The following is a 14,258-nucleotide window of genomic DNA, read 5'->3' on the forward strand; positions in this document are numbered from 1 at the left end:
GCCAGTATTCAGGTGCCAAATGCAGAAGATGACCCATGAACCGATGCGGGTTCCGCAGGTGCCGGACGGCGGCGGGGCGCAGGACGACGGTCTTGACCTGATGCGGATCTTTGCGGTGGGGCGGCGGCGCTGGCCGGTGCTGTTGCTGGGGCTGCTGGCCGGGCTGCTGCTGGGGATTGCTTATGCAGCGACCGCAACGCCGGTCTACACCGCCTCGGCCCATATCAGCGTCGGCTCAGCGGATGCTGAAAACGCCCGCGAACTGTCCGGGGTGTCGGGCGTCCGGCTGGACGAGGATCAGATCACCACTGAAATCCAGGTGCTGCGGTCCGAGCAGATTGCGGCGCGGGTGGTTACGGCGCTGGATCTGGTGCAGGATCCTGCGTTTCTGAGCGAACCCAGGACCGGGCCGGGGCGGGCGGCTGAAGGGGTGAAAGCCCTGCTGCGGCTGGCGGCAGCAGCGGCTGTATCCTGGGTGCAGGACGAACCGCCCGCCATTCCGCTGACGCCGCAGGAACTGGCGGAAGCCGCCCGGCAGGATGCTGTCAGCCTGCTGCGGGACAATGTGTCGGTGCGCCAGGTGCAGCGCAGCCGGGTTTTGCAAATCACTTATACCTCGGTCTCCCCGGCCTTGTCGGCGCGGATCGCCAATGCGGTTGCCAATGCCTATATCGAGGATCAGCTGGCCTCGAAATATGAGGCGACCCAGCGCGCCACCAACTGGCTGAAGGAGCGGTCGGACCAGCTGCGGCTGCAGTCCGGACTGCTGGACAAAGCGGTCGACAGCTTCCGGCGCGAGAACAATCTGGCAGGGGCAGGCGGCGATCTGTCGTCGGATATCGAGCTGGAGCTGCTGAACAAGCAGGTGGCGGATCTGCGGGCGGAGCTGCTGGCGCTGCAGGCCCGCAGCAACCGGCTGCATGAGATTGTCGCGCAGAATGACACCTCGGCTTTTGTCAGCTCCACCGCCAGCCAGTCGATCACCGCAAACCTGCGCAGCCAGTATCTGGAGACCTTGCGGGACTTCAACTATCTGCGCAGCAGCCTGGGGGCGGATCACGCGCAGACCCGGCGGCGCCAGCGCGAGCTGATCCAGCTGGAAGGGCTGATGTTCGAAGAGATCAAACGCTCGGAGGTGGTGGCCCGCAACGATGTGCATGAAGCCCGTGAACGGCTGGCCAGCCTGGAGGCCGCGCAGACGGCTGCCGCCGCGCAGCTGGGGGCGGACAACACAACGCTGGTTGAACTGCGTGAGATGGAGCGCAATGCCGGGACCGTGCGCAGCTTGTATACCAGTTTCCTGCAGCGCTATCAGCAATCGCTGCAAGAGCAGAGCTTTCCGGTGTCGGACGCGCGGATTCTGAACCCGGCGCGGGTGCCTCAATACCCGAGTTCGCCGCAGCTGGCCAAGATCACGGCCCTGGCCGGCATTCTGGGGGTGCTGCTGGCGGCGGGCTGGAGCGCCGTGCGGGAGGCGGTGGACACCAGGCTGCGCACAGAAGATCAGATCAGAGATATCCTTGGGCTGGAATTTCTGGGCGGGCTGGAGAAGATTTCAGCGCCGCAGCCCCCGCCGGAGGCGGCGGATCTGCAGCTTGGCAGGCGGGAAGTGCTGTTTCCCGCCATCATGCGCTATGGCGCGGACAAGCCGCTGTCGGGCTTTGCCGAGACGCTGCGCACCGGCAGGATGAGCCTGACGCTGAAGGCGCCGCAGCGCGGTGCCAGCCAGATCATCGGTGTTGTGTCCTGTTTCCCCGGCGAAGGCAAAACAACCACCGCAGCCAATTTTGCAGCGCTGCTGGCGGCGCAGGGCGCCTCGGTCATGCTGATCGACGGCGATTTGCGCAATCCGGGCCTGACCCGGTCGCTGGCGGGCGGTATTGAGCAGGGCCTGGCGGATGTGCTGCTGGACGGGGCGGATTGGCAGGATGTGCTGTGTATTGAGCAGGCGACCGGCGCCCATATCCTGCCGAACCGGCCGGGCCGGGCGGTGCATACCGGCGAACTGCTGGGCGGCCCGGCGATGGAACATCTTCTGAGCGCCTGTGCGGCGGTCTATGACTGCGTGATCCTTGATCTGCCGCCGCTGGGTCCGGTGGTCGATGGGCGCGCGGTTCTGCACAATCTGGACGGGCTGTTTTTTGTGGCCAAATGGGGCGCTGCCGATGTGAACCACGCCGCCGCCATCCTGGGCAGCGACCCGCGGCTGCGCGGCAAGTGCTATGGTGCCTTTTTGAATATGTTCGACGCGAAAAAGGCCGCTGCCTATGGCAGTTGCGAGGGGTCGTCTTATGGCTGCGGGAGGGCCTACGGCCGCTATTACAATGACAGCTAAAGCCCTGCTTCTGGCGCTGGCGGCCTTGTGCGCAGGGCTGCAATGGCAGGGTTTGCGCAGCCATCTGACCCACCAGGCGCATCACCGCCTGGCGGCAGAGGCCGGGGCCGGGCGGCTGGAGACGGCGGACAGCGGGTTGGTGGCGGCGCTGCTGGCCGCGCCAGCCGGTGCGGCAGCGCTGTTTGATCCGCATCTGCACCGCAGCAGGGCGGTTTTGCATCAATACGCGGCGGATCTGATAGCAGCGGCAAACGGGCTGGACCCGCTGCGGCCTGCGCCGGACCCGGAGGCAGCTGCGGCCCGCAAAGCCGCCCTGCGCCAGCTTGTGGCGGCGGCGGCCCGGCAGCCGCTCGACGGGGATCTTTGGCTGCGCCTGGCTGTGACGGGGCGGACACTCGGCCTGCCGGAACGGCAGCTGGAACGCTATTTGGAACGCTCGCGGCTTTCAGCCCCTTATGAGGGCTGGATTCTGAGGCGGCGGGAAGCGTTTCATTTGTTAAACAACTTATGAATGTTTAACTGTTCTCACTTTGAGAATCAATTGACACAATTTTGACATAATAGATAATTGCCTGATGTTTACCCGCCTGATTGCGGCGGATGGTTAAAACTTCCATTAAACCTTGGGTGTTAAAGTTAAATGTTCGACTTTGAAGTCCCGGAACGGGATCTGCCTTATAATTCAGTTGGTCCGCCGCCCCGCAGCACCCTGTCCGGATTTGTGTTTGCCGGGGTAAAGCGCACGTTTGATCTGGTTGTCAGTTGCGCGATCCTGCTGCCGCTGGCACTGATGTGCGCCGCGGGTCTGCTTCTTCTCAATCCGTTTTGGAACCGGGGGCCGCTGCTCTATTCGCAGCGGCGCATGGGGCGGGACTGCCGCCCGTTCACCGCCTATAAATTCCGGACAATGCGCCCCGCGCCGGAAATCCGCCGCACCGCTGATTGCCCGCTGGAAGAAGAGCGGATCACCCCGCTCGGGCGGTTTCTGCGCCGCGCCCGTTTGGATGAGCTGCCGCAGATAATCAATGTTCTTAAGGGGGAAATGAGCCTGATCGGGCCGCGTCCGGACTATATCGGCCATGCACGCCGGTTTCTGTCTGACGTGCCGGGATATCAGGAGCGGCACGCGGTGCGCCCCGGCATCAGCGGCTGGGCCCAGGTGGAGCTGGGGTATATCGAAGGCGTTGATGCCACCCGGAACAAGGTGCGTGCCGATCTGCATTATATCGCCAATGCGGGCTTTGCCATGGAAGCCCGCATTGTGTGGCGCACCCTCAGCGTGATTGCGCGGCGCGGCGGCGCCTGATGCGGATGCAGTCTTGCGGCAACGGGGCTCAGGACAACCCGCCCCCGGTTTGCGGCGCGGCAACTGAATACCAGGCTTTTGGATCTGTTTCCGATTGGATTTTCAAAAACCGGTATCCGGTTTCCCGCCAGGGCCGGATTTCATTTGTGAGATTATCCAAGGTAAAGTCGCCACCGCGAAAACGTATAATCAATACGGCGTGGCCGGTGCCAGCCGGTGTCAGCACCGTTGCCAGCCGCAGCGATGCGGACGGCCAGCCCAAATCCATTAACTTTTTACGCTTTAAAAGTGCATAATCTTCGCAATCACCGCGCACCGCATTCAGCCGCCATTCATCCGCAATCCCCTGCACGGTGCCGTCCGCTTGCGGGGTGATGTCCCGGTTGACCGCCAGATTAACCGCCACCACCCCGGCCAATTGTGCCTGAGCGGAGCCGGCAGGCTGCGGGCTGCCGCCGCGCACGGCGCATTGACCGGGGTGGCGCAGACAGAAACGGGCATGGGCCAGGGGCGGCAGCACTTGCCGGGACACCGGCACCAGGACAGGGGGGACCTCTGCAGAAGGCAGCGGCTGGGCGGCGGCGGCGGACACGGCTGTCACCACTGTCATCAGGCCGGCGGCCAGCACTGCATGGATACCGGGCAGCAGCCGCTGCCGCATGCGGCGGCCAAAGCTCTGCCCAGTGCGGGTTTCCGTTTGCTGCTGTGCCATTGCGTGCTCCTCGCAGAATGAATCCGGTCGAGGGCAGGTCTATTGGCGCAATCGAGAATGGTTGCGGGACTGCTGTGGCTAGAAAGTGGCTCTTGTTTTCAATTTGTTAGGAATTGCTATCAAACCGTTACCCATACATCCGCAAGCCGCGCCCCCGCGCCGCGCAGCGGCGCCGGGCCCAACCAGAAGAGGCTATCTGTGATAGCGGATGACGGGCGGGAGCCTGCCGCCTACTTCAGGAGCCCTTCGAGATAGGCACCATAGGCGTTTTTGGCGAATTTCGCGGCCCGTGCCTTCAACTGGGCCGCATCAATCCAGCCCTGGCTATAGGCGATCTCCTCCAGGCAGCCGGTCTGCAGCCCCTGGCGTTCCTGCAGGGTGCGCACGAAATTACCCGCATCCAGCAGCGAGCCATGGGTGCCGGTATCCAGCCAGGCATAGCCGCGGCCCATGGTTTCAACCCGCAACGACCCTTCCTCCAGATACATCTGCAAAAGGTCGGTGATCTCCAGCTCGCCGCGCGGCGACGGCGCAACCTGCCGGGCCCGTTCCGGCGCCGTGCCATCCAGGAAATAAAGGCCCGTCACCGCATAGTTCGAGGGCGGCACCGCAGGTTTTTCGATGATCTCGCGGGCGCGGCCCTCATCGTCGAAGCCGACCACGCCATAGCGTTCCGGATCTGCCACGTGATAGCCGAACACCGTGCCGCCTGCGGATTGCGCATCGGCGGCGGCCAGCAGGTCCGGCAAACCATGGCCAAAGAAGATATTGTCGCCCAGAACCAGCGCCGAAGGGGCGCCGGCCAGGAAATCCTCGGCCAGGATAAACGCCTGCGCCAGCCCGTCGGGCGAGGGCTGCACCACATAGGTGAGCGACACCCCCCACTGGCTGCCGTCGCCAAGGAGGCGGGTGAACTGCTCCTGATCCTGCGGCGTGGTGATCACACAGATCTCGCGGATGCCCGCCAGCATCAGCACGCTGAGCGGGTAATAGATCATCGGCTTGTCATACAAGGGCAGCAGCTGTTTCGAGACCGCCATGGTGATCGGATAAAGCCGGGTGCCGGAGCCGCCCGCCAGAATGATGCCTTTGCGACCCGCGCCGGGCTTGCCGTCAGTCATGCCAATTCTCCCAAATCTTTCAGAATCTCAGTCAGCCCCATCGGCCAATCCGGCTGCGGGATGCCGAAAACCGTCTCCAGCGATGTGCAGTCGAGACGTGAATTCAAGGGGCGTGCCGCAGGCGTGGGATATGCGGAAGCGGGAATATCCTCCACCTCGCAGGCAATCCCGGCCCGGGCAAAAATCGCGCGCGCGAAATCCGCCCAGCTGGTCCAGGGCGCGCCTGCCAGATGATAAATGCCTGATTTGCCCGGATCCTCAGCCAGTTGCCGCGCCATGGCAAGGCAGGCCGCCGCAATGTCCCGCGCCGGGGTCGGCGCGCCAATCTGGTCGGCAACGATCATGAGGCGCTCGCGCTCCTTGCCCAAACGCAGCATGGTTTTCACGAAGTTGCTGCCATGCGCCGAGACCACCCAGGAGGTGCGCAGGATGGCATATGTACCGCCCGCCGCGCGCACCATCTCCTCGCCTGCCAGCTTGGAGCGGCCATAGGCGTTGAGGGGGCTTACCGCATCGGCAGGTTTCCAAGGAGCATCGCCGCTGCCGTCAAAGACATAATCGGTGGAGACGGTGACAAAGGGAATGTTCAGCGCGGCGCAGGCCCGTGCCATGGCGCCGGGAGCATCGCCGTTTATGACAGCGGCCAGTGCCTCTTCGTCTTCTGCCTTGTCGACGGCGGTATAGGCCGCGGCATTGATTACGGCGGCAGGGGCATGGGCGCGAATGGCCGCCGCGCAGGCTTCGGGGTCGCTCAGGTCTGCCTCATCGCGGCCCAGGCAGGTTATACCCTGATGTGCCGCCAGTTCGCGGGCCAGCTGGCCGGTCTTGCCGAAAACTAAGATCATGCGCGCCTCCCTTTGCGCCACAGATACAAGGCCCACCCCCAGATGCCCAGCTCCAGCAGGAAGGTCCAATGCAGCAGGAAGGACAGCACCCAATGGGGCTGGCTGGCGGGCACTTCCACCAGCGCAAAAAGATGACCGCTGAAAGGCGCGCCCCACAGGATGCCGCCGCCAATGCTGTCCAGCACCATGTGCAGGAAGAGAGCCGCAAAAAACACCAGCCCCGGGGCCAGCAGGGCGCGGGCCCACAGAGCCAGAACAGGCAATACAAGAGCCGCGACCACGGCCCAGAAGACTGGCACATGCACCCAGTAACGGTGATGATGAATGCTGCCCTGGTCAATGAGATAAAACCACAGCATGTCGAAATCCGGCAGCACCGCGCCAATCAGGGCGGCCGGCAGCAAGAACCGGTGCCCCTCAGGCGCCAGCCGCGCCAGCACATAGCCAGACGGCAGATGCGCAGTCAGCATGGCAGCCGGCCCGGCCGGCTCACTTGCCGGTGCCCAGCCGCTGGCCGACGCCGTCGCGGTCCTGCAGGGCGCGCCACCAGGCCTCATTGTCCAGATACCATTGCACGGTGCGCTCCAGGCCTTCCTCGACCGTCACCGAAGGGCGCCAGCCGAGTTCGTCGCGGATGCGGCTGGGATCGATGGCATAGCGCGCGTCATGGCCGGGACGGTCGGTGACAAAGGTGATCTGATCTTTGTAAGATCCGCCATCGGCACGGGGCCGCTTTTGATCCAGAATCGAACACAGCGTCTGTACCAGCTCCAGGTTCGAACGCTCATTCTCGCCGCCGATATTGTAGCTGCGCCCCAGCGCGCCCTTTTGCACCACCAGCAGCAGGGCGTCGGCGTGATCCTCGACATAAAGCCAGTCGCGCACGTTGGAGCCGTCGCCGTAGATCGGCAGCGGCTTGCCCGCCAGCGCATTCAGGATCACTACCGGGATCAGCTTTTCCGGAAAGTGATAGGGGCCGTAATTGTTGGAGCAATTGGTCAGCACCACCGGCAGACCGTAGGTTTCGGCCCAGGCGCGCACCAGATGGTCGCTGGCGGCCTTGGAGGCGGAATAGGGCGAGCGCGGATCATAGGCGGTGTCTTCGGTGAACATCACCGCGGGATCCGCGGGCAGGCTGCCGTAGACCTCATCGGTCGAGATGTGATGGAAGCGGAAAGCCTCCGGCTTGCCGGCCGCGGTCCAGTATTTCCGGGCGGCTTCCAGCATCTGATAGGTGCCGGTGATATTGGTCTCGACAAAATCGCCCGGCCCGTCGATCGAGCGGTCGACGTGGGATTCCGCCGCCAGATGCATCACCGCATCGGGTTTATGGGTGTCAAACACGCGGTCCAGTGCGGCGCGGTCGCGGATGTCGGCCTGCTCAAACGCATAAAGCGGGCTTTGTGCAGCCTCGGCCACATTGGCCAGGCAGGCGGCATAGGTCAGCGCATCCAGGTTCACCACCTGATGGCCGCGCGCCACCGCCAGCCGCACCACTGCCGAGCCGATAAAACCGGCCCCGCCGGTTACCAGAATTTTCATGCCGCGCCTCCGGCTGCGAGTATCTTCATCACTTATCCTTCCCAGGCAAAGGGGCTGTCGAAATCCGCCAGCGCCGGTGCGCTTTTGTCTTTGTCCGACAGGACGGGCGCGCCGTCAAATGCCCAATCGATGCCGCAGCTGTCCCAGGCCACCGCGCCGTCGCACTCGGGCGCGTAGTAATCGGTGCATTTATAAATCACCTCGGTGTCCGGCGCACGGGTCAGGAAGCCGTGCAGGAACCCTTTGGGCACCAACAGCTGCCTGCCGTTCTCAGCGCTCAGTTCAATACCGAACCATTTGCCGTAAGCGGGCGAGCCTTTGCGGATGTCCACCGCCACGTCGAACAGGACGCCCTGGCCGCAGCGCACCAGCTTGTCCTGGGCATGGGGCGGGGATTGGAAATGCAGGCCCCGCAGGGTGCCGGTTTGGGCCGAAACAGAATGGTTGTCCTGCACAAAGTCCAGATCGATGCCCTGGGCGGCCAGCCGCTGCCGGTTCCAGCTTTCGCTGAAAAAGCCGCGCGCGTCGCCGAACCGTGCCGGTGTCAGCACCTTCAGCCCAGGCAGCCCTGTTTCGTCTATCTGCATCGCCTCTGACCTCTTGTCTTCTGTGTTTCCGCCTGCATCAGGCCGAAGTACTGCTGCCCGATCCGGTCCCATCTGTAGCGCCGCCGGGCAACGTCGCACAGGGCTGCTGCTGCGGCGGTATCGTCAAATCCGCTGGATATCAACTCTGCCAGCGCCGCGGAGGAGGTGAAAAAGGCGGCCTGCTGTTCGGTGGTGAAGCGGTTGAAGCTGCAATCATAGGCCAGAATCGGCAGGTTGAAATGCATCATCTCGACCAAGGCGGGATTGGTGCCGCCGGCCGAGTGGCCATGCACATAAAGCGATGCGTTCGAGCGCAAACGGCAAAGCGCGCCGGGATCGTAAACCGGGTCCAGCAGATGCAATGCGGGATGGCCGCCGAACTGCGCCCGCAGCCTGCGCCCGAAGGCGCTGTTGTTCCAATTGCCGGCAAAGACCAGCGGCTGCGCGGCCTGCGCAAAAGCTGTCAGGATCATTTCGGGATTGTTCTCAGGCTCAATCCGGCACAGCGCCAAAGCGTAGCGGGCGGGCAGCGCGGTATCATCGGCAGGGGAGACGCCAGAACCGGCAAGCGCGTGATCGCCGCCATAGGCGATGACTTCGGCGGTGACGCCGTAGGTTTCACGCAAGTAATCGGCAATGCCCTGGTTGTCGGCAATGACCTGATGCGACCAGCGCACCGCAAGCCCTTCGGACCAGCGCAGGAAACGGCGGGCGGGTCCTTGCCATTTTGCCCGCTGCCATTCGATCCCGTCGACATTGGTGATGATCCGCGCGCGGGACACCAAGCGGATCAGCGGCAGCACACAGGCGCCCGAAACCCCCAGCAGCAGCAGCACGTTGTGGCCGCGCCGCACCGCATCCAGCGCTGTCATGGCATCATAAAGGATGCTTTGAATGCCGTTGGCATTCAGCCGCGAATAGCGCAGCCGGGCGTTCAGGAACCGGGCCGGGCGGCCGGGGTAGGCGCGGGCGCTGCAATAGACGGTCAGATCCGCCTCCTTGCGGTGTTGCGCCATGGAATAGCGCACCAGGTTTTCCGCCAGCGTTTCAAACCCGCCATAGCGTCCCGGCACCCCGACGGTGCCGAGAATGGCGGCTTTCATCTGCGGGGCAGGGCGTGTCTGCTGCGGCGCGAGGCCTGCCAGAAACCGTGCCTTGAAACCCTGCAGGGTAAAGCGGGCCTCGTATTGCGCCCGGTTCTGGCGGGCGCCGTCCGGATCTGCCCCGGCCACTTTGGCCGCCAGCGCCTGTGCCAGCGCTTTGGCATTGCCCGGTGCCACCAGCGTGCTGGCGGTACCCTGCAGTGCCTCGGGCAGACCGCCGGTATCGGTGGCCGCGACCAGGCAACCCGCGCGCAGCGCCTCCAGCGCGGTGGTCGGGAAGGGGTCGGCAAACAGCGACGGGATGCAGGCCACTTTGCTTTGCGCAAAGAAAGCCGCGGCGTCGGGGCGTTCGCCCAGATAATCCAGCTGCAGATGGGTAAAGCCTGCAAATGTGCCGGGCGGCAGGGTCTCGCCGGGCAGGCAGCCGCCCAGGATCAGGATTTTGGCGCCCCGGTGCCGCGGCGTGTCCAGCAGGCGCAGGGCATCGAGGAAGACGTGAAACCCCTTCTGTGCCGTCAGCCGCCCGGCAAAGGCGATGTCCCAGGGGCGGCTGTCGCCGGTGGCGGCGTAGCTTTTGTCCAGATCGGGGATGCCATTGTGAATGACCTGCACCTGCGCGGCGGTTTCCAGCCCCCAGGAATCTTTGATGGCTTGTGAGACGGCTATGACCTGCAGGCCGGACAGCTGTATGGCCGCCTTCAGCACCGCCGCCGCCGCCGGGCCGGGGGCGGTTTCATGCAGATGCAGAATGCAGCGGCGGCGCATAAGGCGGGCAATCAGGGCTGCGGGCAAAGTGGCGAATGTGTTGCAATAGAGGGTCCGGTGGCGGGGAAAACCTCTGCGCAGCAGGGCGGCAAAACGGGCGGAGTTGCGGATCACCTTGGCCAGGCTTTTGAACGGCGCCTGCCGGAAGTCCCGCATCACCAGGACCGGCAGATCCGCCCGTGCGGCATAGCGGGCGGCGGGGTCGTTGCGTTCCACCGCGACCAGCGCATCCACCCTATATCCGGCGTCTTCCAGAAAGGAGATGATAAAGCGCGCGATGCGGGACGATCCGTACATGTCGGAGACCGAGTCCAGAAACAGGACCGGCGTGGTGTTATCTGCCTGAGGGGCCGCGCCGGGTGTGGTTTCTTGCGTGGTTGCCGCCGTTCTCCGCGCAAGCCGCCAGGAGGGTTTCAATGATCTCATCAACAATGTGTTCAATATCCCTATCAACTTGGACCGCCGCAAAATGGCGGTTTTCGCGGGCCATCTGCTGCAGCAGATCCACCTGTCTGGCGGTTTCCTGAAGCTCGAGTTCCGGTTTTCTGCCGTGCAGCACCTCTGGCGGGCCATGCAGCGCAAAGATGATGTCCGGTCTGGGTGCCAGACGCTCGATCAGCCGCAGCAGCCGCGCCGGAACAGTCATGCGGTAGCGCAGCTGGTCAAGGCGGATGTCGTTGAGGAAGCGGTCGAAAACCACCAGATCCTTGCGGATCATCCGGGGCAGGACCACCAGGAAATGCCCCAGGATGTAATCGCAGGAAAAATACAGCAGCCGCGCCAGCGACACCGCCCGCCCGTGCGGCACCACATCGTGGGGGTTGGGGTTTTTCTGTTTCTCAGGCGCCGGGTTCCAGAATTTGAGCCGCCCCGGCGTTGGCAGCAGCCGGGGCCGCCAGTAGAGAAGAGTGACGCCGTGAAAAACCGGTGACAGCCTTTTGTGCAGTGCGGCGATCAGGGTGGATTTGCCGGAACCGTCCGGCCCCAGAAATGCGACGCTGCAGCCCACCGGGTGGCGGATCCGCTGCAGGTGCCGGCGGGTTTCCTGCACCGCGGCAATCAGGCGGCGGCGGCGGCCCATGCGCGCCTTGCCATAGCGGGCCAGCCGCCGCCGCAGCGCTGCGCCCTGTTCCGGCAGCCGGCGGGCTGCTGCGGCCTCGGCAGCGTCCAGAATGACGGGGGCAAAGGCGGATTTGAAGGCGTGCATGTTCACGGTGGCACGCAGGTCCCCGATCCGGGCGGCGCGATAGGCCCGGTTGTCGTTTTTCAGCACATGCCGGACCGCCAGATAGGCCAGCTCGGATTGCGGCGACAGGGTCCAGAACATGCCGTTATAGACTCTGTTGCGGGCAAGTTCCGCGTGGCGCAGCACCTCGCCGGTGCGGAAGGAGCCGTAACCCGCCATGATGTCCAGCTTCAGCATCACCCGCCCGGCACTGCCGCGTTGGACCAGCGTATAGGCACGGCTGCAGGTGCCGGACCAGATATCAAACAGCAGCAGCAGCCCGTTTTCCTGCGCGAACTGCCGCACCAGCCTGGCAATCAGTGCCCGGTCGCCGGGGGCGGCTGAGATATCCACGTCCAGATCATATTCCGGGTTCTCGGCCGCGAGGCCGGACAGCACGCAATAAGAGACACCGTGCTCATCAAGGCAAGCAAAGAACCGGAGCAGAAGCTGGTCGCGCTGCGGCAGGCTGAGGCCGTTCATGTCAGCTCCTGTTTGTTGGTTTGCGGCGGCAGTCAGGCGCCGGTTCAGTAGACTTGCAGCACATTGCGCGGCCCCCAGATCAGGATTGTCCCGGCTGCCAGCATCAGGAAAAAGGCAAAGCCGCCGACAGCAAACAGCACGTCCTCGCGCAGCACCCGGCGCAGGAACAGCGCCAGGAACAGCGGCTCCATCATCTGGGCGGGCAGGTAGATCCGGTCGCGGAACAGCACATTGCCCCAGAACAGCGCCGCCAGGATCAGCAGCGCCAGATAGTAGCGCAGCAGCAGTTTTTCGCTGTCTTGCAGCCGCCGCCATTGCAGCAGCGCGCCGAGCAGCACCAGAAGCGGGATTGCATGCTGCGGCTTCAGCGATGCGTTTTCATAGGCGAACTGTCCGGAGGCGGCGTAATGCTGGTAATCCTCGAACCGTTCGATCCAGGGGGCGGCACTGGCGGACACATAGGGGAAGACCAGCAGCAGCGCCGCGGCAGCGCAGATCAGGACACCTGCGGACAGGGCCGTGCGCCGTGCGGTGGACAGATCGGCGGCGGACAGGAATAGCGCATGGCCCAGTGCGGAATAGTGAAAGCCGCCGCCCGCCAGCGCCAGGGCGAAAAAGCTGCGGCTGCGCCCCGCAGTAACCAGGATCAGCGTGGCATGCAGGATCAGCGCCGCCGCCAGGCCGTTGCGCAGGATCAGCATGTTCACGGTCCAGAACACCGGCGAGGCGCAATACAGCGCAAAGGCAAATCCGGCCAGCCGGGGGTTGAAGCGCGCAAAGCCCAGGTAGACAATCAGGTTGGCGGCAAGGGCGCTGGCGAACAAGTAGAACGTGCCATCGGTGCTGAAGTGGCGCAGCAGGCGGAGCGCGGCGATATAGGCGGTCTCGACAAAGCGCTCGAACCGTTCGGGGTGGCTGTACATTTCCAGATAGATCCGGGTGTCGGCGCCAAGCTGGACATCGCGCCAGCTGACCGCCAGCGAAACCAGGGCAACAACCGGCAGGCCGGCCAGCAGCTGCCCCGGCCGGCCTTTGACTTGCAGCGCCGCCAGGGATGCGAGGCCCGCGGCCAGGACAATGGCAAAATAGATCAGATGCACCGGCGCGATCATGCGGCGTCCTGCGCGGGTGCTGCCAGCAGGCGCTGCAGCATTACCGGGCCGGCAGGGCAGGCATTGCCCCGGAAAATCCGGTCCAGGAGATAGGCGATCAGCAGGAAGCGGGCACCATCGGGCGATCCGCGGTGCCAGCGGGCCTGCATCAGGCGCAGCAGTGGCGCCGGATCGCCCGAGGGCAGCGCAGCACCGGTGCTGAGCAGGAAATGCAAATGGTCCCAGCCCAGCGGGCGGCGGGCCGACAGCTCCCAGTCGAAGACATAAAGGCGGGCGCCGGTTGCGGTGCAGTTCCAGGGGGTGAAGTCGCCATGCGCCAGGGCGGCAGGCACCGTGCTGCGGGCAAGGATACGGCGCAGGGTTTCCAGCCCGCGGGCGGCCAGATCGGTTGACGCCGGCAGCAGGGATTTTGCTGCCGCGGCGTGCTGCTGCTGCAGACCGTAAAGGAATTGCCCGCTGAGAGGGGCTGCCGTTTTCGCCGCCATCTCGTCCAGAAAGCCGGAATGGCCTTGGCCCAGGGTGCGGGCGGGTTTGAAATCCGGGCGGGTCTCGTCGCTGCAGATATACGCCCGGCGGGGGCCGAACCGGGTATATCCAAGTACGGACGGCAGCAGCGCCGAGGACAGGTCCAGCTTGCGCACGGATCGCAGCGCCCGCACCTCATTTGCGATCAGCGTGTTGGCATGCGGCGAGCAGGCCAGTTTCAGATAGGCGTTTTCACGGCTGTGCGCGCCGCGCAGCTGCACCGTTATCTTGCGCTCAGGCCCCGGTGTGCCCGAGAAGAAAGCCGCCGATGGCCAGCTGTGCAGGCAGGAAGCGTGGGCGCGCGCCTTCAGATAGATGCGGTTGCGGGTCCAGACCGGGCGCAGCCCCGCGCCGTTGAGGGCCAGCACAGCGGATTTCGCCAGCCGCGCGCGGCGTGACATCGGGGTCAGCATCCGCAAGGCATCGGCCACAGCCGCGCGCCCCAGAAGCGGCACCAGCAGCCAGCGCTGGACGCTGGCGGCCCTCAGCACGGCAAAGGCGGTGGCGCCGGGGTCCGCGGCGGTGCCGCGTTCGATGCCCAGCAGCTCCAGTTCCTCGATGAAGCCGGCAAAGCCGGGCTGCGTGACGGGAAACATG

At 64.6% G+C, this 14,258-nt stretch carries 13 protein-coding genes; 3 read left to right on the plus strand and 10 right to left on the minus strand.

Going from position 1 to position 14,258, the window contains the following annotated elements:
• The first annotated feature begins 19 nt into the window (after positions 1–19).
• The 3 genes from ETW24_RS22540 (at position 20) to ETW24_RS22550 (ending at position 3,641) form a co-directional block, all read left to right on the plus strand.
• Entirely contained in the window at positions 20–2,335 is a 2,316-nt protein-coding gene (locus ETW24_RS22540) for a Wzz/FepE/Etk N-terminal domain-containing protein (RefSeq protein ID WP_129373342.1), read from the plus strand.
• On the plus strand, positions 2,325–2,846 hold the full coding sequence (locus ETW24_RS22545; protein ID WP_129373343.1) for a hypothetical protein: 522 nt from the start codon (positions 2,325–2,327) through the stop codon (positions 2,844–2,846). The genes ETW24_RS22540 and ETW24_RS22545 overlap by 11 nt, the downstream gene beginning before the upstream one ends.
• 129 nt (positions 2,847–2,975) lie before the next feature.
• Positions 2,976–3,641 (plus strand): sugar transferase, encoded by a 666-nt coding sequence (locus ETW24_RS22550; protein WP_129373344.1) that lies wholly within the window; start codon positions 2,976–2,978, stop codon positions 3,639–3,641.
• 28 nt (positions 3,642–3,669) lie between these two features.
• Here ETW24_RS22550 and ETW24_RS22555 read toward each other — a convergent pair whose 3' ends face one another.
• The 10 genes from ETW24_RS22555 to ETW24_RS22595 form a co-directional block, all read right to left on the minus strand.
• Complete coding sequence (locus ETW24_RS22555) at positions 3,670–4,353, minus strand: transglutaminase-like cysteine peptidase (protein ID WP_129373345.1); 684 nt, start codon at positions 4,351–4,353, stop codon at positions 3,670–3,672.
• A 230-nt stretch (positions 4,354–4,583) separates the two neighbouring features.
• Positions 4,584–5,474 carry a glucose-1-phosphate thymidylyltransferase RfbA gene (rfbA, locus tag ETW24_RS22560; protein WP_129373346.1) on the minus strand — a complete coding sequence of 297 codons (891 nt, stop codon included), beginning with the start codon at positions 5,472–5,474 and terminating at the stop codon, positions 4,584–4,586.
• Positions 5,471–6,319, minus strand: a complete 849-nt coding sequence (gene rfbD / locus ETW24_RS22565; RefSeq protein WP_129373347.1) for a dTDP-4-dehydrorhamnose reductase — start codon at positions 6,317–6,319, stop codon at positions 5,471–5,473. The genes rfbA and rfbD overlap by 4 nt, the downstream gene beginning before the upstream one ends.
• Positions 6,316–6,789: a metal-dependent hydrolase gene (locus ETW24_RS22570; protein ID WP_129373348.1), complete on the minus strand. Its 474-nt coding sequence runs from the start codon at positions 6,787–6,789 to the stop codon at positions 6,316–6,318. The genes rfbD and ETW24_RS22570 overlap by 4 nt, the downstream gene beginning before the upstream one ends.
• 19 nt (positions 6,790–6,808) lie before the next feature.
• Complete coding sequence (gene rfbB, locus ETW24_RS22575; RefSeq protein ID WP_129373349.1) at positions 6,809–7,861, minus strand: dTDP-glucose 4,6-dehydratase; 1,053 nt, start codon at positions 7,859–7,861, stop codon at positions 6,809–6,811.
• A gap of 32 nt (positions 7,862–7,893) precedes the next feature.
• Complete coding sequence (gene rfbC, locus ETW24_RS22580) at positions 7,894–8,448, minus strand: dTDP-4-dehydrorhamnose 3,5-epimerase (RefSeq protein ID WP_129373350.1); 555 nt, start codon at positions 8,446–8,448, stop codon at positions 7,894–7,896.
• Positions 8,439–10,742 (minus strand): glycosyltransferase family 4 protein, encoded by a 2,304-nt coding sequence (locus ETW24_RS22585; RefSeq protein WP_164982825.1) that lies wholly within the window; start codon positions 10,740–10,742, stop codon positions 8,439–8,441. The genes rfbC and ETW24_RS22585 overlap by 10 nt, the downstream gene beginning before the upstream one ends.
• Positions 10,651–12,024 carry a hypothetical protein gene (locus tag ETW24_RS24370; RefSeq protein ID WP_164982826.1) on the minus strand — a complete coding sequence of 458 codons (1,374 nt, stop codon included), beginning with the start codon at positions 12,022–12,024 and terminating at the stop codon, positions 10,651–10,653. The genes ETW24_RS22585 and ETW24_RS24370 overlap by 92 nt, the downstream gene beginning before the upstream one ends.
• 44 nt (positions 12,025–12,068) lie before the next feature.
• Positions 12,069–13,136, minus strand: coding sequence for an EpsG family protein (locus tag ETW24_RS22590; protein ID WP_129373352.1), 1,068 nt, complete (start codon positions 13,134–13,136; stop codon positions 12,069–12,071).
• The gene (locus tag ETW24_RS22595; protein ID WP_164982827.1) at positions 13,133–14,257 is read right to left on the minus strand and encodes a phosphotransferase family protein; all 1,125 of its coding nucleotides are present in this window, start codon (positions 14,255–14,257) and stop codon (positions 13,133–13,135) included. The genes ETW24_RS22590 and ETW24_RS22595 overlap by 4 nt, the downstream gene beginning before the upstream one ends.
• Between the last annotated feature and the right edge of the window lies 1 nt (position 14,258).

The organism is Leisingera sp. NJS204 (assembly GCF_004123675.1).
Taxonomy (GTDB): domain Bacteria; phylum Pseudomonadota; class Alphaproteobacteria; order Rhodobacterales; family Rhodobacteraceae; genus Leisingera.